This is a genomic window from Herbaspirillum sp. C7C8 (assembly GCF_022627875.1).
GTDB lineage: Bacteria > Pseudomonadota > Gammaproteobacteria > Burkholderiales > Burkholderiaceae_D > Herbaspirillum.
In genome coordinates this window covers 299540-317746 of sequence record NZ_JABXGG010000002.1, presented here as the reverse complement: position 1 = coordinate 317746, position 18207 = coordinate 299540, and the positions used below count along the sequence as shown (strand labels likewise).

Genomic DNA, 18207 nt, shown 5'->3' with positions numbered 1-18207 from the left:
AGAAACCTGTGGGACTGGCACCACTGGTCTGACCAGCAAGCGGGGCGTAAGGCAAAGCATGCTATGCTACTGCGTCGCAACAAGGAAGAAGTTGACAAGTTAAACACAATATGAACTTTGTCAGCCGATGATCGTCGCCAAACGTTTGTGGCACATGCTTGCTGCGCACCTGGTCCGGGTTATCCGCCCGGACGGGAAAGCCAGCCGGTGCTTGTATAAAGGTCAGCTATGCTTTATCAACTGCATGAACTCAATCGCGCGTTCCTGAACCCCATGATGCAATGGGCCGAAACCTCGGCCAAACTGTTCTCGGACCCGGTTTCTCCGCTCGCCCACACCCCCTTCTCGCAACGCATTGCCGCCGGCTATGAGCTGTTGTATCGCCTGTCCAAGGAATACGAAAAGCCGCAATTCAACATCGGCGAAGTCGCTGTCGATGACAAGCCGGTCGGCATCACCGAGGAGGTGGTCGAAACCAAACCCTTCTGCCGCCTGATCCACTTCAAGAAGGACCTGTCGGCCCGCCAGAGCGCCGCGTTGAAGCAGCCCACCGTGCTGGTGGTAGCGCCCCTGTCCGGCCACCATTCCACCCTGCTGCGCGAGACCGTCAGGGCGCTGCTGCAGGAACATGACGTCTTCATCACCGACTGGACCGATGCGCGCATGGTTCCGGTCGAACAGGGTGACTTCCACCTGCACGATTATGTTTATTACGTGCAGGACTTCATCCGCACCCTCGGTCCGGACGTGCACGTGATCTCGGTCTGCCAGCCCACCGTACCGGTACTGGCGGCCATTTCGCTCATGGCCAGCGCCAACGATCCCAAGCTGCCCAAGAGCATGACCATGATGGGCGGCCCCATCGATGCCCGCAAGTCGCCCACGGCGGTCAACGACCTGGCCACCGAAAAGCCCTTCTCCTGGTTCGAAAACACGGTGATCTACAGCGTACCGGCCAACTACCCCGGCTTTGGCCGCAAGGTCTACCCCGGCTTCCTGCAACATGCCGGCTTCGTGGCCATGAACCCGCGCCGTCACGCCCAGAGCCACTGGGATTTCTACATGCACCTGCGCGATGGCGACGATGCCTCGGCCGAGGAACACCGCAAGTTCTACGACGAGTACAACGCCGTGCTGGACATGCCGGCCGAGTTCTACCTGGAAACCATCAAGGTCGTGTTCCAGGACTTCAATCTGGCCCGTGGCACCTGGGAAATCGAAGGCCAGCTGGTACGTCCGCAGGACATCAAGTCGGTCGCCCTGTTCACCATCGAAGGCGAGTTGGACGACATCTCCGGCTCCGGCCAGACCCAGGCGGCCCAGGAACTGTGCAGCAGCATCCCGAAGTCGCGCAAGCAGCACTTCACCGTGCCCAAGGCCGGCCACTACGGGATCTTCTCGGGCCGTCGCTGGCGCGAGATCGTCTGCCCCAAGATCGGCGAATTCATCCGCGCCAACGCGTAAGTACCGCCATCACGGCAAGAACGGCGCCCCGTCCCGACGGTGGCGCAGTTTTGCTTTGAGCTGCCGGCATGACTTGGCGGCGGTTTGGCCGGATAATAGCGCCCTTATTCCGTTGAACTGCCTGACCGCCGTGCCGCCATCCGCCACCACCGCGTCCGCCACCCTGGCCGACCGCCTCGAAGACCTGCTGCCACAAACCCAATGCACCAAGTGCGGTTATCCGGCTTGCCGTCCCTATGCCGAAGCCATGGCCGAAGGCCGCGCTGCGTACAACCAGTGCCCGCCGGGCGGTGCCGAAGGCGTGGCGCGGCTGGCGCAATTGCTGGGCCAGCCGGTGATCCCCTTGAATCCCGCCCACGGCAGCGAGCAGCCACGCCGTGTCGCAGTGATCGATGAAGCCATCTGCATCGGCTGCACACTCTGCATCCAGGCCTGCCCGGTCGATGCGATTGCCGGTGCGGCCAAGCAGATGCACACCGTCATCGAATCGCTGTGCACCGGCTGTGATCTGTGCGTGGCGCCCTGCCCGGTCGACTGCATCAACATGGTCGAGGCCACGCCCGGTCGCACCGGCTGGCAGGCATGGAGCCAGGAGCAAGCCGACGCCGCCCGTGCGCGCCACGACTGGCGCACCTTGCGCCTGAAGCGCGAGAAGGAAGAAAACGACGCCCGCCTGGCTGCCAAGGCCGCCGCCAAGTTGAAGGAAGTGGAAGCGGCCGCGGCCGGCACGCCCGAGGAACAAGCCGAACTGGCCCGCAAGAAAGCCATCATCCAGGCCGCCATGGAGCGCGCGCGCCTGAAGAAACTGCAAGCCGAACAAGCCAGCCCCACGACCGGACGCGAACAGCCATGAACCCGACCAAACGCCGCGAGATCTTCGAGCGCCTGCGCCAGGCCAATCCAACCCCCACCACCGAACTGGAATACACCACCCCGTTCGAACTGCTGATCGCCGTGCTGCTCTCGGCCCAGGCCACCGACGTCTCGGTCAACAAGGCCACGCGCAAGCTCTATCCGGTGGCCAACACGCCCGAGGCGATCTACCGCCTGGGGGTGGAGCAGCTCATGCCCTACATCCAGACCATCGGGCTGTACCGCACCAAGGCCAAGAACGTCATCGAGACCTGCCGCATCCTGATCGAGCAGCACGGCGGCGCGGTACCGGAGTCGCGCGAAGCGCTGGAAGCCTTGCCCGGCGTGGGCCGCAAGACCGCCAACGTGGTCCTGAACACGGCCTTCGGCCATCCCACCATCGCGGTGGACACACACATCTTCCGGGTCTCCAACCGTACCGGCATTGCACCAGGCAAGGACGTGGACGAAGTCGAACGCAAGCTCATCAAGTTCGTCGCGCCTGAATTCCGCCAGGATGCGCACCACTGGTTGATCCTGCATGGCCGCTACACCTGCATCGCGCGCAAGCCCCAGTGCTGGAATTGCCTGATCGCCGACCTGTGCGAATTCAAGCAGAAAACGCCACTTCCAGCCAAGGGCGTGTGAACGGGCCCTAGCGAGGAAGCCCGTTCAGACGGGCGATAGGCACCCAGCGCTGGTCCTGAACTTCATAGAGGGTAAAAGTCGGGTTGAGCAGGTCGCCTTCCTCGTTGAAGGCGACCGGTCCGCTCACGCCCTCGAAGCGCAGGCGGTGCATGGCGCGGGCAATCACCTCCGGATCGGTGCTGCCGGCATGGCGCAGACCGAGGATGATGGATTGCGCCGCCTCATAGGCAAAGACCGCATAGAGGTCGATTTCCGAATCGAAGGCATCGATGTAGCGCTGGCGGAAATGCCGCCAGCCCGGCATCTTGTCCTGCGGCGGACCGGGTTCCAGCACCAGCGCCCCGTTGGCATCGGGTCCGGCGCGCATGAGGAAGGGCAAGCCCAGCGTACCGGGCGAGGTCATCAGGCGCGCCTCCAGTTTCAATCGACGGATGGATTTGGCCAGCACGCCGGCCTGCCAGTCCAGTCCGCCGAAGAAAATCAGGTCCGGCTTCAAGCTGCGGGCTTGCAGCAGCGGGGCGTTGAAGTCGGAGGTCTTGTCGCTGACGTCGTACCGGGCCAGCACCTTGCCGCCCTGCGCCTGTACTTCGCGGGCGAACTGTTCGGCCAGGCCCTGGCCGAAGGGCGTGCGGTCGTCCAGGGTGACCACGGTGCGCACACCGAGCTTCTCGACCGCGTAGCGGGCCGACCAGCGGCCGATGCTCTCGTTGTTGGGAATGGTACGGAAGATGCGCGGATAGGACAGCGCCGTGAGCGTGCGACTCATCGCCGAGGGCGTGACCTGGATCACGCCTGCCGCATGGTAGACCGGAGCAGCGGCCAGGCTGGTGCCGCTGGTCCAGTGGCCGACCACGCCGATGACGTGCTGGCTCACCAGATAGCGCGCCACATATTGCGCCGTACCGGGGTCGGCGCGATCGTCCTGCGCGATCAGCTTGAGACGGTAGCGCGTGCCACCGATGACCACACCGCGCCGGTTGGCCTCGTCCAGCGCCAGTTGCACGCCATTGCGCATGCTGCGACCAACGCCCAGCGACGGCCCGCTCAGGGGGCCGGCAAAGCCGATGGCCAGCGTTGCTTCATCGCCCGACGGCTCGTCGCTGGTCATGGCCGCCTTGCCGGCGGCCGAAGGCGCCGCCAGCGCACCCTGCGCCAACCAGCCCGCGGCAACCAGCGCCACGCACAACAACGGTCTTGTCCATGACCACGACACTGAGCGGCGCACAGGCCGAATCCGGCCTTCACCAAAACGCATGCCTTATCCCTTCTCGCTGCCCGGCCTTGCGTTTCCCCCCATCGCGTCACGGCGATGCGGCCGGGTACTGCCTTGGATGGATTATTTTGATGCTTGTCTTAGGGAAAGAATATTACTTCATATCCGCCTGCCATGTCGCCGCTCCGGAGGCGGCTCCTGATGCGGCGGACAGACCGGCGTAGAATAGCGCTTTATCTCCGATTGATGCACCGCCATGTTCACGCCGTCCCAGCACGATGTCCGCCGCTTCTTCTGCGAAGCCTACCGCAAGCACCAGGGCAATCAGGTGCTCACGCCCCTGGAAGCCATCGCCCGCGACTGGATCGTCCAGCATCCGGAATACCATGAAGCCCTGCGCGACGTGGACGAAGCACTGGCGGCCGACTATTCCATCGAGCGCGGCCACAGCAATCCCTTCCTGCATCTGTCAATGCACCTGTCGATCACGGAGCAGATTTCCATCGACCAGCCCCCCGGCATCCGCGGCGCCTTTCAGTTGCTGGCGCAGCGCCGCGGCTCGGAGCATGAGGCCCATCACGAGATCATGGAAGCCCTGGGCGAGATGATCTGGAACGCCCAGCGCAGCGGCTTGCCGCCGGACGGGGCAGCTTATATCGACAATATCAAGCGACGGGCACAGGGATAGAAGCGCGCAAGACAACAAAAAACCACGCCGCAACACCCCGCCGGCGTGGTTTTTTTCCCTGCAGAACGGGCCCTTCTTATTTGCGCAGCACCAGGCTCCCCGGCAGGCTGTGCAGATACGCGGCGATGTCGTTGATGTCTCGGTCGGTCAGCGGCTTGGCCTGGGCCGACATGATGGCGTTGGTGCGACCATTCATGGCAGTGTCGCCACGGCGGTAGGCCGTCAGCGCATGCTTGAGGTAGTCCGCATGCTGGCCGGCCAGCTTGGGATAGCCCGGGTCGATGGGCGAGTTGTAGTCCTTGCCGTGGCAGGAGGCGCAATTGTACTTCTCCACCAGCGCGCGGCCATGGGCCACGTCGGCAGCGCTGGCCGCTTGCGACAGCAGGGCCGTGGCGGCCAGCAGCGTCAGGGCAATCAGATTGTTCTTCATCTCGTGGCTCCCCCTCACTTCTGCTGCGAATAGTAGGCGGCCAGGTCGGCGATGTCCTGGTCCGACAGGCTGGCGGCCACGCCCATCATGGTCGGATGCTTGCGCTCCCCCTTCTGGTAGGCGCGCAGCGCATTCTCGAGGTACTTGGCAGACTGCCCGCCCAGCATCGGCACCTGGTAGACCTCGGGATAGCTGGCTTTGTAGCCGGGGATGCCATGGCAACCGATGCACATGGAGACTTTGTTTTCAGCAGCCTTGGCATTGCCGACAATGTCGGCCGCAGACGCACTGCCAAGCATGCCGGCCAGGGCAAGAAACACGAGGTGTTTTTTCATGTGAGCAGGGTAAGTGAGTGAACTTGCCATCCGCCCCGCCTCAACGACGGCGCGACGGACACCCGACGAAACGCATCTTTTTTGCTGCCAGCGGCAAACTTTATCGTGCTTGTTCGATTGCCCTGGTATTGCAGGTTTGGCTGTTCTGCTATGGCTGAACCGATGTTTCGGATCAAGCTTGTCTCTCCACTCCCCCTGCCTTGCGCAAAAAACGCTTCCGATTCTAACCAATAAAACCGGCAGCGTCATCCCTGCCTGCAAACCCGCACCATCAGACGCAATCGCCCGCCAGGCAAGGCCGGGCGGGCGATTCACGGATTATATGCGCTGCAATATTAACGCTATGGCATCTGGCTGATGCCAAGCCTAGGCGACATGTTGTGTGGTCTGAACCTGCATATCTTGCTTGTGCTCAAGTGAAGCCAGGCGCGGCTGCGGCTCATCCTCGGGGGACCCGCCCTCGCCGTCATCGTCGCCTTCCTCGTCGTCTGCGGAGTCATCCTGCACTGCCGCATCGGTCTTTTGCGGAAGGATGAAGAACAAGGGCCGCGCGACGAATCGGCGCAACACCGCCCGCATGGCGATGTTGCGGGCCCGACGCGGCAGGTCGCGCGAGCGCAGCGCCAGCGCCAGGGCACAGGCGAAGGCGACCGCCACCGACAACAAGGCCGTGACAACCACGCCACCGGCCGCCAACCAGAAGGCCGGCGTCATCAGCGCATCCCAGCCCAGGCTGAAGACCGCCGCCGTCAGCGTGCCGGCGGCCAGCGTCACATGGCGGATATCCAGCGGCAGACTGAAGAAAGCGGCCACGACCGGCGCCATCCCCAGCAGCAGGGCCAAGGCCAGGCTACCGGCGATGGTGGCGACATTGCGCTCCAGCCAGGCAGCGCAGCGCTGGGCACGCAAGGCACCCAGTGCGTGCACCAGGCGGCGATGGTTGGACACCACCTCGCGTACCCGGCGCAGGGCGAACCAGTTGTCAGCAAACCCCGCCGCCAGGCTGGCCAGCCAGAGCAAGACACCGGTCAATGCGGCATACAACGGGGTAGGCCCCACCAGCGAAAGCGCGCTGATGGCCTGGCGCGCCTGGTCAAGCGGCATGGGCCTGGCGCCCAGCGCAAACCAGCCCAGCGCGCACAAGGCGGCCGTCACCGGAATCACGGCCAGCAGGTTGCCGAAGATGCCCGCCGACTGCGAGCGCAGCAGCTGGCCGGATTCGGCGATGAGATCGCGCATGCCCTCGCTATCGAGGTCCCCCATCCGGGAGGCCAGCGCGGGGGCCGTCACGGCCGGCTGGCGGGTGGCCAGCACACCGCCCAGCGCGGCAATGAGCAGGAAGCTGGCGGCGTAGTTGAGTGAAGCCAGAGCGCCATCGACGAAGTGCACCACGCCCAGCGTGGACAGGCTCTGCTTGAGCAGCGCGGTGGCGGCGATGACCGCCCCGCCCAGCAGGCCCGCGCGCATCACGCGGCGGTAACCGGCACCGTCACGGGCAATGGCCTGCTCGCGATGATCGGCATTGCGCTCCACCATCTTGCGCGCCAGCAGGGCAAAGCTGCGTCGCATCAGGCCGCGTACCGAATCGCGATGGTGATGGGCGGAGATCAGGTCGCACAGCAGCAACTGCATGCGCCCTGCCCCGGCCAATGCAGCCGGCCTGGCCACCATGCCGGGGATGGCCGGGCTGATGACCGGGCCGGGCACGCCGGAACGCACGTCGATGAGCCGCCCGATGCGCTGCAGGTGCGCGCGCATGCGCTCGACCCGATACACCAGGCTGACCGAGACCCCGTACTCATCCAGGTGCGCATAGATACGATCGGTCTGGGCATGGCATACCGCCACCAGCATGCGCACGCTGCGCAAGGCACCCAGATCGCCCGGCTGGGCGCGCAACCAGGTTTCCATCTCGCGCCGCAGCGCCAGGAAGGGCGTGGCGCGCATCGGCATCTTGGGTTCCAGGCGCTGGCGGAAGGCCGGGCTGATACCGTCGGCCACCACGGTCGTGGTCAGGTAGGTGATGGCTTCCTCGATCTGCTGCCAGTACATGTGGGAAATCCCATCATCGGCCATCAGTTTCCACAGCCGTTGCAGCAGGTCATTGTCCAGCTCCAGCAACCAGGCGGCGTCGTCCGGATCGGGGAACATGGCCGTGAAGAGCGAGGACAGATCGGTCGGCGAGAGGTGGCGCGGCAGGACCAGCCGGGCCAGGCGTTCGCTCAGTTCGCCGAAGAAGCCAGGCTCGTGCGGCAGGCCGGTGGTGGAAAAGAGTTCGGGGCCGGTGGCTTCGCGCAGGGTCTTTTGCAACGCGTTCTGGACCGCGCGCCGCACGTCGCGGTGCTGGTCCAGCCAGTCCAGCATGATGGCCAGACGCTGGCGCCGCACCTGGTGCCAGGCCTGGCGATCCAGCAGCGAGACGGCCGGACGATGGCGCAGCCATTCGGCCACGTCGATCATCCAGTTGGCCCGCTCATGCCAGCTGGCGGCGGGATCGATGCGGCGCATCAAGACCTCCAGTTGCCGGCCGACATCATGGCGATCCATGTAACGCGCCTGCATGCCGTGACGCATTCGTCTCCACACCACCAGCATCTTGAAGAAAAGAAATTTCATGGGCAGTGAGCGCCTGGGGCGCTGTCAGTTTGTTGCATGCGTAGCCCTTGATATAGGAACGTTTTCACCAATTTCAAGCGGTCGCGGAGGTGTGCAGCTTTTCCCTTATACTCATGGAAACGTCCGGCACGGCTGCTGCAATGCCGCATCCTGTCGGCACGCCGACCACTGCAACCTGACAAGGACAGCATCCATGCCAGATCATTCCACCGCTTCCGCCAAGCCGGGCAAATTCACCGGCAGCGAGCATTATGTCGCCACTGATGACCTCAAGCTGGCCGTCAATGCCGCCCTCACCCTGCAACGTCCGCTGCTCATCAAGGGCGAACCCGGCACCGGCAAGACCATGCTGGCCGAGGAAGTGGCGGCCGCCCTGGGCCGCCCGCTGCTGCAGTGGCACATCAAGTCCACCACCAAGGCCCAGCAGGGCCTCTACGAATACGATGCCGTGTCGCGCCTGCGCGATTCGCAACTGGGCGACGAGCGCGTCAAGGACATCCACAATTACATCGTCAAGGGCGTGCTGTGGCAGGCCTTCACCGCCGAGGAACCGGTGGTGCTGCTGATCGACGAGATCGACAAGGCCGATATCGAGTTCCCCAACGACCTGTTGCGCGAAATCGACCGCATGGAGTTCTACGTCTACGAGACGCGTGAACTGGTGCGCGCGAAGCACCGCCCGCTGGTGGTCATCACCTCCAACAACGAGAAGGAATTGCCGGACGCCTTCCTGCGCCGCTGCTTCTTCCACTACATCAAGTTCCCCGACAAACAGACCATGCAGCAGATTGTCGATGTGCACTTCCCGCACATCAAGCGCGATCTGCTGGCGCGCGCGCTGGAGGCGTTCTATCAGGTGCGCGAGGTACCGGGCATCAAGAAGAAGCCCTCGACCTCGGAACTGATCGACTGGCTCAAGCTGCTCATGGCCGAGGATATCGCGCCCGAGACCCTGCACAATCCCGACAACAAGGCCGTGGTGCCGCCCCTGCATGGGGCCCTGCTCAAGAACGAGCAGGACGTGCATCTGTTCGAGCGGCTGGTCTTCATGTCGCGCAACAATCGCTGAAGCTGTCTCCATTTTCGGGAGCCGTCATGCAATTCCTTTCGCCGATCACCCTGAAGGGCCAGTTTGCCACTGTCGAGCCGCTGCATGCCGAGCATCACGATGCGCTCATCGCCGCCGTCTCGGACGGCAAGCTGTGGAAGCTCTGGTACACCGCCATCCCCAAGCCGGAAACCATGCGCGCCGAGATCGAACGCCGCCTGCATCTGCAGCAGCAGGGCAGCATGCTGCCCTTCGTGATCCGTCGCAATGACACCGGCGCGCTGTGCGGCATGACCACCTACATGAACGCCGACGTGGCCAACCGGCGCGTGGAGATCGGCTCCACCTGGTATGCCGCCAGCGCCCAGCGTACCGGCATCAATACCGAGTGCAAGCTGATGCTGTTGACGCACGCCTTCGAGGACATGCACTGCATCGCCGTCGAATTCCGCACCCACTGGATGAACCAGCAATCGCGTGCGGCCATCGCGCGACTGGGGGCAAAGCAGGATGGCATCCTGCGCAATCACCAGCGCATGCCGGACGGTTCCTACCGCGACACGGTCGTGTTTTCCATCATCGAATCGGAGTGGCCGACGGTGCGTCGTCATCTTCAATTCAAGCTGGGCCGCTGAGACGGCGGCCAGACGGGTGCCATGCTGATCGACTTCTTCTACACCGTGAAACAGGCTGGCGTACCGGCCTCGATCAAGGAATTCCTCACCTTGCTGGAGGCGATGGACAAGCAGGTCATTTCACCTTCGCTGGATGAGTTCTATTTTCTCTCGCGCCTGACGCTGGTCAAGGACGAGGCCCACTTCGACAAGTTCGACCGCGCCTTCGGAGCGTACTTCAAGGGCATCGAAACGATCTTCGAGAAGCGGCCGGAGATTCCGCTGGAATGGCTGGTCAAGCAATTGCAGCGCGATCTCACGCCCGAGCAGAAGGCCGCCATCGAGAAGTTCGGCTACGACAAGCTGATGGATCGCTTGAAGCAATTGTTGGAAGAACAGAAGGAGCGCCACGAAGGCGGCAGCAAATGGATCGGCACCGGCGGGGTATCGCCCTTCGGCCACGGCGGCTTCAATCCGGAAGGCATCCGCATCGGCGGCAAGGGCGGCCAGCGCAGCGCGGTGAAGGTATGGGAGGAACGCGAATACAAGGACTACGACGGCGAACGCGAACTGGGCACGCGCAACATCAAGGTGGCGCTGCGCCGCCTGCGCCGCTTTGCCCGGGAAGGACTGGAGGAAGAACTGGCGCTGGACGACACCATCCGCGCCACTGCCAGCAATGCCGGCTACCTCGACATCCGCATGCAGCCCGAGCGCAAGAACAAGATCAAGGTGTTGATGCTCTTCGATGTGGGCGGATCGATGGATGACCACATCGCCCGCACCGAAGAACTGTTCTCGGCGGCCCGGACCGAGTTCAAGAACATGGATTTCTTCTACTTCCACAACTGCGTGTATGACTATCTGTGGAAGAACAATCGCCGCCGCCACGCCGAGCGCTTCCCGACCTGGGATGTGCTGCGCAAGTACACGCCGGATACCAAGCTCATCTTCGTGGGCGATGCCACCATGAGCCCTTACGAAATCGTGCAGCCGGGCGGCTCGGTGGAATACAACAATGCGGAAGCGGGCGCCGAATGGCTGCAGCGCTTCACCAGCACCTTCCCGCACTTCGTCTGGCTCAATCCCGAGCCGGAAGGCCTGTGGCAATACCGGCAATCGATCGCGCTGATCCGCCAGCTCATGAACAACCGCATGTTCCCGCTGACCATGGATGGGCTGGAGGGAGCGATGCGATTGCTCAGCAAGTAGGTCCTCAGGCCGCGACCGGGGTATAGCCTGCTTCCTCGATGGCCTCGGCAAACTGTTGCGCCGGCAGGCTGCTGTCGATGACCACGCGCTTGTCGGCCACTGCAATGTCGACCCTGGCATTGGCATCCACCTCCTTGACAGCCTTGGTGATGACGCCTGCACAGTGGTTGCAGGTCATGTCGTTGACGGTGAAGGTGGTGCTCATGGCGTTTCCTTTCATGAAATGAAGTCAGTGACGGAAGCTTAAACCTTCCTGCCATGGCAAGGTCAAGCGCAAGAACAGGCATCCATGCGAGAATCGGGCTTGACCTTACCATCATGGGAAGGATGATGATACAGGCTTCGATCCATCCTTCCGGAGTTGTCGCCATGTCCACTTCCACCCCAGCTGCCGCCGAGATCAGCCTCGACATCGAAGGCATGAGCTGTGCCTCCTGCGTGATGCGCGTGGAGAAGGCCCTCAAGAAAGTCCCTGGCGTAACCGACGTCAGCGTCAACCTGGCCACCGAACGCGCCAGCATCGCCACGGCCGATACCGTGGCCCCGGCCATCCTGATTGCCGCCATCGAAAAGGCCGGTTATCAGGCCCGCCAACACATTCCCGAAGAGACTGCCGCACCGGCCGGCACCGCACGAGGCCTGCCCAGTTGGTGGCCGGTGGCGGTCGCGGCCGCGCTGTCGCTGCCGCTGGTCTTGCCCATGCTGCTGGCCCCGCTGGGCATCACCTGGAGCCTGCCCCCGCTGTGGCAATGGCTGCTGGCCACGCCGGTACAGTTCTGGCTGGGCTGGCGTTTCTATCATGCGGGCTGGGGTGCGCTGCGCGCCCGCTCGGGCAACATGGACTTGCTGGTGGCCCTGGGCACCAGTGCGGCCTACGGACTGTCGCTGTGGCAATGGCTGAGCCTGCCGGCCATGACCGATCACGCCATGACCATGCCGCATCTCTACTTCGAAAGTTCGGCCGTGGTCATCACCCTGGTGCTGCTGGGCAAATGGCTGGAAGGCCGCGCCAAGCGGCAGACCGCCGATGCCATCGCGGCGCTCAACGCCTTGCGGCCGGACCGTGCCCGGGTACGCCGTGACGGACAGGACATCGACGTGCCGCTGGCGCAGGTGCGCGTGGGGGACCTGGTGGTGCTGCGTCCGGGCGAGCGGGTCCCGGTCGACGGCATCGTCAAAGAGGGTCGCAGCCATTTGGACGAAGCCTTGCTGACCGGCGAGAGTCGTCCGCAGGCCAAGCAAGCCGGCGACCAGCTCGCCGCCGGCGCCATCAATACCGACGGTGTGCTGGTCTTCGAGGCCACTGCCATCGGCGCCGAAACCATGCTGGCGCGCATCGTGCGCATGGTGGAACAGGCCCAGGCGGCCAAGGCGCCGATCCAGCGACTGGTGGACCAGGTCAGTGCCGTCTTCGTGCCTGCCGTGCTGCTGATCTCGGCCATCACCTTCTGCGCCTGGGGCCTGGCCACAGGACACTGGCAACAGGCCCTGCTCAATGCGGTGGCGGTGATGGTCATCGCCTGCCCTTGCGCGCTGGGCCTGGCCACGCCCACGGCCATCATGGCCGGGACCGGCGTGGCGGCGCGTCACGGCATCCTCATCAAGGATGCGCAGGCGCTGGAGATTGCGCATCGGGTCGATGTGATCGCCTTCGACAAGACCGGTACGCTCACCGTGGGCCGTCCGCGCCTGACCGAACTGTACGGCGCAGCCGCCACCGCAGAGGATCAGCAAGACCACTTGCTGGCCCTGGCCGCCGCCCTGCAGGCACGCAGCGAACATCCGCTGGCACGCGCCGTACTGGAGGCGGCAGCGGCCCGCCAGTCCTTGTCCGTGCCACCGGCCGGCCAGGTGCGCAGCGTGGCCGGACTGGGCATCGAAGGCGAAGTCGCAGGCCGGATGCTCTGTCTGGGCAGCAGTGGCTGGATGCAGCAGTTGCAGGCCAGCGCGCCAGCCCTGCAAGCACGGGCCGACGCGCTGCAGGCACAGGGCCGCACCCTGTCCTGGCTGACCGAACGCCAGGCCGGGGAAGTCCGTATCCTGGGCCTGCTGGCCTTCGGCGACGAGATCAAGCCGGGCGCACGGGAAGCCATCGCCACCCTGCACGCCCTGGGCATGCGTACCGCCATGCTCAGTGGCGACAACCGGGGCGCGGCGCAACAGGTCGCTGCGGCACTGGGCATCCGGGAGGTACGTGCCGAAGTGCTGCCGGGCGACAAGGCCGAGGCGGTAGCGGCCTTGCGTGAAGGCGGCAAGCACGTGGTGGCCATGGTCGGGGATGGCGTCAATGATGCGCCCGCGCTGGCCGCCGCCGATGTGGGCATGGCCATGTCCAGCGGCACCGACGTAGCCATGCAGGCCGCCGGCGTGACGCTGATGTATGGCGACCCGGGTCTGGCGGCCGATGCCATCGACATCTCCCGTCGTACCTACGGCAAGATCCGCCAGAACCTGTTCTGGGCCTTCATCTACAATCTGGTCGGCATTCCGCTGGCCGCCTTCGGTCTGCTCAATCCCATGCTGGCGGGCGCGGCGATGGCGTTTTCCAGCGTCAGCGTGGTCAGCAATGCCCTGCTGCTGCGCCGCTGGCGCCCGCATGGGCCCGCTACAACGGAGAAGTGAACATGAATATCGGACAAGCCGCCAGCGCCTCGGGTGTCTCGGCCAAGATGATCCGCCATTATGAAGAAACGGGACTCATCCCCAAGGCCGGTCGCACCGATGCCGGCTACCGCGTCTACGGCGAGCGCGAGGTGCACCTGCTGCGCTTCATCCGCCAGGCCCGGCAACTGGGGTTTTCCATGGCCCAGGTGAGCGACCTGATCGGACTGTGGCTGGACCAGTCGCGCTCCAGCCGCAAGGTCAAGCAACTGGCGCAGACCCACATCGGCGAACTGGAGCAACGCATCCGCGAACTGCAAGGCATGAAGACCACGCTGGAACGGCTGGTGCAGGACTGCCATGGCGACAGCCGCCCCGACTGCCCCATCCTCGATGCGCTCGGAGCCGCAGCACCGTGCTGCACCGATGCGCAGGCGCGCACATGACGATGCCGCCCTGGCCGCCGGGGATCACCGTGTGGATGAGGCAAGCCATCCTGGCAAAACGGTGAAATCCTTCACCAGAGCAAAAAATGCCAGGCTTGCAGCGCGCAACCGGACTTGCGATGATAATTACCCTTCATATGTCACTCAAAATTACGTTATCCGGGTAGGGTCAAGATCACCAGCATAAAGATAAAGGGGGGATGTCCAAGATGCCACAGAGCAATCACTTGAGTTTCGTTGAAACCGACAGGCTGCGCATCGGCTTTGAGACCAGCGGCCCGCCCGAGGCGCCTGCCGTGATCCTGCTGCATGGCTGGCCGGATGACGTACGCACCTGGGACTCCTTCCTGCGGCCCTTGCGGGCGGCCGGCTACCGGGTGATCCGGCCCTACCTGCGCGGCTACGGTCCGACCTCTTTCCTGTCCGGATCGACGCCCCGCAGCGGCCAGCTGGCCGCACTGGGCAGCGACCTGATGGCCTTTGCCGATGCTCTGGGGCTGGAGCGCTATGGCGTCATCGGCCACGACTGGGGCGCGCGGGCGGCCTACATTGCGGCCTCGCAGACGCCCGCACGCATCAGCCACTGCATCGCCCTCTCCGTGGGCTGGGGAACCAATACCCCGGACCAGACACTGTCCCTGCCGCAAGCCCGCAACTACTGGTACCACTGGTTCTTGGCCACCTCGCGCGGCGAGGCCGAGCTGCGCAATGAACGCCGCGCGCTCACGCGCTTCATGTGGAATACCTGGTCGCCTTCATGGAAGTTCGCCGACAGCGAATTCGCCAATACGGCCGCCTCCTTCGACAATCCGGACTGGGCCGATATCTGCCTGCATTCCTATCGTCACCGCTGGGGCTTCGCCGATGGCGATCCGGCCTATGCGGCGCTGGAAGCCCGGCTGCAGGAAACACCGCGCATCATGGTCCCGACCCTGGTATTGCACGGGACCGACGACGGCGCAAATGATCCCTCCACCTCCGAAGACAAGCAACAGCATTTCGGCAACGCTTATCGCCGCGTGCTCATCGCCGGCGCAGGTCACTTCCCGCAGCGTGAAAAGCCCGATGAAGTGATCGAGGAAGTGCTGGCCTGGCTGGCACGCCCGGCCTGAAGACGGGCCTCAATGGCAGCCGCCGCCATGGCTGCCCAGGTTGGCCGGCTTGAGGTCATCGGGCAGGCTGGCCAGCCCTTGCAGGATGCCGCAATCGCGCGCCGGTTGCTCCACCTCGCACTGGGCGCGCAACTGCTGCAGCTGCGCCTGCAGCGCCTGCAACTGCGCAATGCGCTGGGCCACGTGGCCGATGTGCTTGTCCAGCAGCGCGTTGACTTCCCCGCAATTCTGCTCGGGCGCATCGCGCAGGCGCAGCAGCTCGCGCACCTCGTCGAGCGTCATGTCCAGCGAGCGGCAATGACGGATGAACTGCAAGCGCTCCACATGCCGCACACCATAGAGGCGGTAGTTGGACTGCGAGCGCGTGGGCGCGGGTAACAGCGCCTGCTTCTCGTAATAACGGATGGTTTCCACCGGGCAATCGGCCTGAGTGGCCAGGTCGCCGATCTTGAGCGTATCCATGACGATCCTCGCTTGACCTTGTAGTTACTTCAGGGTTTTTAATATACCCCTGAAACCTGTTGGCTGCACAAGGAGCGCTCAATGACTGCCCATTCGCACAAGCACAAGCACGATCACCATCACTCGCATGACCAGCATGACCAGCATGACCATGACCACGCGCATGCTCCCCGGACACAGGCCCACGGCTGCTGCGCCGGCCATGGCTGCGCCAGCAACGAGGCGGTCTCTGCCCCGGTGGCGGCGGCGCAGCTGGAGGGGGCGACCGAAGAGGCGGTCTTCTTCATCCAGAAGATGGATTGCCCGACCGAAGAAAAGCTCATCCGCGAACGTCTCGCGCAGATGCCCGGCGTGGGTACGCTGGCCTTCAACCTGATCCAGCGCGAGCTGACCGTGCAACACCAGTTGCCTTCCATCGCCCCGCTGGTGGACACCTTGAAGGCACTGGACATGCTGCCTGCCGTGAAGTCCGACTCGCTGGACGCCGAAGCCGGACGTGACGCCCCCGACCAGGCCGCCGCCTATCGCATCCCGGCGCGCCGCTGGGCGCTGCTGGGTCTGGCCGGCGTGGCCGCTCTGGGCGCCGAAGTACTGGCCTGGACCAGCGGGGATGAACGCTCGCTGCCCGTGATCGCCCTGGCCATCGCCGCCATCCTGCTGGGCGGACTGGGTACGCTCAAGAAGGGCTGGATCGCGCTGCGCAATGTCTCGCTGAACATGAATTTCCTGATGTCGCTGGCCGTCATCGGCGCCGCCGCGATCGGCCAGTGGCCGGAAGCTGCCGTAGTGATCGTGCTGTTCACCCTGGCCGAGATGATCGAAGCCCTGTCACTGGACCGCGCCCGCCATGCCATTGCCGGACTGATGGCGATGACGCCCGACATGGCGACCCGGCGCGGCGAGGACGGTGTCTGGTCAACTGTACCGGCCCGTACCGTGACAGTGGACGACACTGTACGGGTGGCCCCTGGGGAACGTGTACCGCTGGATGGTGTACTGCTGTCTGGTAGCACCAGCATCAACCAGGCCGCCATCACCGGCGAAAGCATACCGGTACAGAAGCAGGAAGGTGACCCGGTCTTCGCCGGCACCATCAATGAACAGGGCGCCTTCGAGATGCGCGTGACAGCCGTGCAAGGCGATTCGACGCTGGCGCGCATCGTCAAGAGCGTGCAGCAGGCACAGGGCCAGCGCGCGCCTACGCAACGCTTCGTCGACCATTTCGCGCGCTACTACATCCCGGCCGTCGTCGTGATGGCCGTGCTGGTGGCGCTACTGCCACCGCTGCTGGCCGGCGCACCCTTCCAGCCCTGGCTGTACAAGGCCCTGGTGCTGCTGGTGATCGCCTGCCCCTGCGCGCTGGTCATCTCCACCCCCGTGACCATCGTCAGCGGCCTGGCCTCGGCGGCGCGCCATGGCATCCTGATCAAGGGCGGCGTCTACCTGGAGCAAGGCCGCCAGCTGCGCGCCCTGGCGCTGGACAAGACCGGCACCCTCACCTTCGGCAAGCCACGCGTGACCGACGTGGTTTCGCTGCATGCCGATGCCGACCAGCAGGCCCTGCTGCAACTGGCGGTGTCACTGGCGGCGCGCTCGGATCATCCGGTCTCGCGCGCCATTGCCGATCAGGAAGGGATCGTCACCCTGGAGGTCAGCGACTTTGCCGCCCTGGCCGGACGCGGCGTACAGGGGCGCATTGGCGGACAAATGCTGCACCTGGGCAATCACCGTCTGGTGCATGAGCTGGGCCAATGCAGCCCGGAACTGGAAGCCCGTCTGCAAGCCTTCGAAAAACAGGGCAAGACCACTACCCTGCTATGCCGCGAAGATCAGCCGCAGTTGTTGATCGCCGTGGCCGACACCGTGCGTCCCGGCAGCAAGGAAGCGGTGGCCGGGCTGCGGGCGCTGGGCGTGGAGGTCATCATGCTGACCGGCGACAATGGCCATACGGCCCAGGCCATCGCCGCGCAGACCGGGATTGCTGATGCCCGTGGCGAGCAACTGCCGGAGGACAAGCTCAAGGTGATCGAGGAACTCGCTGCGCGCCATGGCGTGCGCAGCGTGGGCATGGTGGGCGATGGCATCAATGATGCCCCGGCGCTGGCGCGCGCCGACATCGGTTTCGCCATGGGCGCAGCCGGTACCGACACGGCGCTGGAGACGGCCGATGTGGCGCTGATGGATGACGACCTGCGCAAAATCCCCGACTTCATCCGCTTGAGCCGCAAGGCCCATACGGTACTGGTGCAGAACATCAGCATTGCGCTGGGCATTAAGGCGGTGTTCCTGGCGCTGGCGCTGCTGGGCATGAGTTCGTTGTGGATGGCGGTGTTTGCCGACATGGGAGCCAGCCTGATCGTGGTCTTCAACGGACTGCGTCTGGTGCGCGGCTTGCGCCAGCGCAAGGCCGCCACCTGAGTCCGGCGCAACAACTTGATCGCCGGCGCAGCGGCGATCTATACTGCC

At 64.5% G+C, this 18207-nt stretch carries 17 protein-coding genes; 11 read left to right on the top strand and 6 right to left on the bottom strand.

Annotated elements, in window-relative coordinates; all coding sequences use genetic code 11:
• Positions 1 to 228 precede the first annotated feature (228 nt).
• The 3 genes from HWE01_RS03665 to nth all read left to right on the top strand — a co-directional run bounded on the left by HWE01_RS03665 (position 229) and on the right by nth (position 2964).
• On the top strand, positions 229 to 1464 hold the full coding sequence (locus tag HWE01_RS03665) for a polyhydroxyalkanoate depolymerase (protein ID WP_008327412.1): 1236 nt from the start codon (positions 229 to 231) through the stop codon (positions 1462 to 1464).
• A 130-nt stretch (positions 1465 to 1594) separates the two neighbouring features.
• Positions 1595 to 2317 carry an electron transport complex subunit RsxB gene (gene rsxB / locus HWE01_RS03660; RefSeq protein WP_241821117.1) on the top strand — a complete coding sequence of 241 codons (723 nt, stop codon included), beginning with the start codon at positions 1595 to 1597 and terminating at the stop codon, positions 2315 to 2317.
• Positions 2314 to 2964 (top strand): endonuclease III, encoded by a 651-nt coding sequence (nth, locus tag HWE01_RS03655; protein ID WP_175343159.1) that lies wholly within the window; start codon positions 2314 to 2316, stop codon positions 2962 to 2964. Before rsxB ends, nth begins: the two co-directional genes overlap by 4 nt.
• A 7-nt stretch (positions 2965 to 2971) precedes the next feature.
• Here the strand turns inward: nth and HWE01_RS03650 are convergent, their stop codons facing one another.
• Positions 2972 to 4153, bottom strand: coding sequence for a branched-chain amino acid ABC transporter substrate-binding protein (locus HWE01_RS03650; protein ID WP_502709268.1), 1182 nt, complete (start codon positions 4151 to 4153; stop codon positions 2972 to 2974).
• A 280-nt stretch (positions 4154 to 4433) separates the two neighbouring features.
• Here HWE01_RS03650 and HWE01_RS03645 point away from each other — a divergent pair, with 280 nt between their 5' ends.
• The gene (locus HWE01_RS03645; protein WP_008327399.1) at positions 4434 to 4865 is read left to right on the top strand and encodes a DUF1841 family protein; all 432 of its coding nucleotides are present in this window, start codon (positions 4434 to 4436) and stop codon (positions 4863 to 4865) included.
• A gap of 76 nt (positions 4866 to 4941) precedes the next feature.
• Here HWE01_RS03645 and HWE01_RS03640 read toward each other — a convergent pair whose 3' ends face one another.
• The 3 genes from HWE01_RS03640 to HWE01_RS03630 all read right to left on the bottom strand — a co-directional run bounded on the left by HWE01_RS03640 (position 4942) and on the right by HWE01_RS03630 (position 8246).
• On the bottom strand, positions 4942 to 5295 hold the full coding sequence (locus HWE01_RS03640) for a c-type cytochrome (protein WP_008327398.1): 354 nt from the start codon (positions 5293 to 5295) through the stop codon (positions 4942 to 4944).
• A 14-nt stretch (positions 5296 to 5309) separates the two neighbouring features.
• Entirely contained in the window at positions 5310 to 5630 is a 321-nt protein-coding gene (locus HWE01_RS03635) for a c-type cytochrome (protein ID WP_034350112.1), read from the bottom strand.
• 366 nt (positions 5631 to 5996) lie between these two features.
• Entirely contained in the window at positions 5997 to 8246 is a 2250-nt protein-coding gene (locus HWE01_RS03630; RefSeq protein ID WP_241821115.1) for a site-specific recombinase, read from the bottom strand.
• Positions 8247 to 8439: 193 nt separating this feature from the next.
• On the opposite strand from HWE01_RS03630, the gene HWE01_RS03625 reads away from it, so the two are divergent.
• The 3 genes from HWE01_RS03625 to HWE01_RS03615 are packed head-to-tail and all read left to right on the top strand — an operon-like array spanning position 8440 to position 11120.
• The gene (locus tag HWE01_RS03625) at positions 8440 to 9315 is read left to right on the top strand and encodes an AAA family ATPase (protein WP_008327395.1); all 876 of its coding nucleotides are present in this window, start codon (positions 8440 to 8442) and stop codon (positions 9313 to 9315) included.
• Between the two features lie 26 nt (positions 9316 to 9341).
• Positions 9342 to 9929, top strand: coding sequence for a GNAT family N-acetyltransferase (locus HWE01_RS03620; protein ID WP_008327394.1), 588 nt, complete (start codon positions 9342 to 9344; stop codon positions 9927 to 9929).
• Positions 9930 to 9950: 21 nt separating this feature from the next.
• A complete protein-coding gene (locus HWE01_RS03615; RefSeq protein WP_008327392.1) occupies positions 9951 to 11120 on the top strand; it encodes a vWA domain-containing protein in 1170 nt (389 codons plus the stop codon).
• A 4-nt stretch (positions 11121 to 11124) separates the two neighbouring features.
• On the opposite strand, the gene HWE01_RS03610 is transcribed toward HWE01_RS03615, so the two are convergent.
• A complete protein-coding gene (locus HWE01_RS03610; protein WP_008327390.1) occupies positions 11125 to 11325 on the bottom strand; it encodes a heavy-metal-associated domain-containing protein in 201 nt (66 codons plus the stop codon).
• A gap of 164 nt (positions 11326 to 11489) precedes the next feature.
• Here HWE01_RS03610 and HWE01_RS03605 point away from each other — a divergent pair, with 164 nt between their 5' ends.
• The 3 genes from HWE01_RS03605 (at position 11490) to HWE01_RS03595 (ending at position 15279) form a co-directional block, all read left to right on the top strand.
• Positions 11490 to 13742, top strand: a complete 2253-nt coding sequence (locus HWE01_RS03605; RefSeq protein ID WP_241821114.1) for a heavy metal translocating P-type ATPase — start codon at positions 11490 to 11492, stop codon at positions 13740 to 13742.
• 2 nt (positions 13743 to 13744) lie between these two features.
• On the top strand, positions 13745 to 14167 hold the full coding sequence (gene cueR, locus HWE01_RS03600; RefSeq protein WP_008327386.1) for a Cu(I)-responsive transcriptional regulator: 423 nt from the start codon (positions 13745 to 13747) through the stop codon (positions 14165 to 14167).
• A gap of 209 nt (positions 14168 to 14376) precedes the next feature.
• Positions 14377 to 15279 (top strand): alpha/beta fold hydrolase, encoded by a 903-nt coding sequence (locus HWE01_RS03595; protein ID WP_241821173.1) that lies wholly within the window; start codon positions 14377 to 14379, stop codon positions 15277 to 15279.
• Between the two features lie 9 nt (positions 15280 to 15288).
• Here the strand turns inward: HWE01_RS03595 and cadR are convergent, their stop codons facing one another.
• A complete protein-coding gene (gene cadR / locus HWE01_RS03590) occupies positions 15289 to 15741 on the bottom strand; it encodes a Cd(II)/Pb(II)-responsive transcriptional regulator (RefSeq protein WP_008327380.1) in 453 nt (150 codons plus the stop codon).
• Positions 15742 to 15822: 81 nt separating this feature from the next.
• Between cadR and HWE01_RS03585 the strand changes: the two genes are divergently transcribed.
• On the top strand, positions 15823 to 18159 hold the full coding sequence (locus HWE01_RS03585; RefSeq protein ID WP_241821113.1) for a heavy metal translocating P-type ATPase: 2337 nt from the start codon (positions 15823 to 15825) through the stop codon (positions 18157 to 18159).
• Positions 18160 to 18207 lie beyond the last annotated feature (48 nt).

What these genes read in the sequence shown, in the direction of transcription:
- HWE01_RS03665 (WP_008327412.1), top strand. Translation starts at nt 229, where the DNA reads ATGCTTTATCAACTGCATGAACTCAATCGCGCGTTCCTGAACCCCATG.
- nth (WP_175343159.1), top strand. Translation starts at nt 2,314, where the DNA reads ATGAACCCGACCAAACGCCGCGAGATCTTCGAGCGCCTGCGCCAGGCC.
- HWE01_RS03645 (WP_008327399.1), top strand. Translation starts at nt 4,434, where the DNA reads ATGTTCACGCCGTCCCAGCACGATGTCCGCCGCTTCTTCTGCGAAGCC.
- HWE01_RS03640 (WP_008327398.1), bottom strand. Translation starts at nt 5,295, where the DNA reads ATGAAGAACAATCTGATTGCCCTGACGCTGCTGGCCGCCACGGCCCTG.
- HWE01_RS03635 (WP_034350112.1), bottom strand. Translation starts at nt 5,630, where the DNA reads ATGAAAAAACACCTCGTGTTTCTTGCCCTGGCCGGCATGCTTGGCAGT.
- HWE01_RS03630 (WP_241821115.1), bottom strand. Translation starts at nt 8,246, where the DNA reads ATGAAATTTCTTTTCTTCAAGATGCTGGTGGTGTGGAGACGAATGCGT.
- HWE01_RS03625 (WP_008327395.1), top strand. Translation starts at nt 8,440, where the DNA reads ATGCCAGATCATTCCACCGCTTCCGCCAAGCCGGGCAAATTCACCGGC.
- HWE01_RS03620 (WP_008327394.1), top strand. Translation starts at nt 9,342, where the DNA reads ATGCAATTCCTTTCGCCGATCACCCTGAAGGGCCAGTTTGCCACTGTC.
- HWE01_RS03615 (WP_008327392.1), top strand. Translation starts at nt 9,951, where the DNA reads ATGCTGATCGACTTCTTCTACACCGTGAAACAGGCTGGCGTACCGGCC.
- HWE01_RS03610 (WP_008327390.1), bottom strand. Translation starts at nt 11,325, where the DNA reads ATGAGCACCACCTTCACCGTCAACGACATGACCTGCAACCACTGTGCA.
- HWE01_RS03605 (WP_241821114.1), top strand. Translation starts at nt 11,490, where the DNA reads ATGTCCACTTCCACCCCAGCTGCCGCCGAGATCAGCCTCGACATCGAA.
- cueR (WP_008327386.1), top strand. Translation starts at nt 13,745, where the DNA reads ATGAATATCGGACAAGCCGCCAGCGCCTCGGGTGTCTCGGCCAAGATG.
- HWE01_RS03595 (WP_241821173.1), top strand. Translation starts at nt 14,377, where the DNA reads ATGCCACAGAGCAATCACTTGAGTTTCGTTGAAACCGACAGGCTGCGC.
- cadR (WP_008327380.1), bottom strand. Translation starts at nt 15,741, where the DNA reads ATGGATACGCTCAAGATCGGCGACCTGGCCACTCAGGCCGATTGCCCG.
- HWE01_RS03585 (WP_241821113.1), top strand. Translation starts at nt 15,823, where the DNA reads ATGACTGCCCATTCGCACAAGCACAAGCACGATCACCATCACTCGCAT.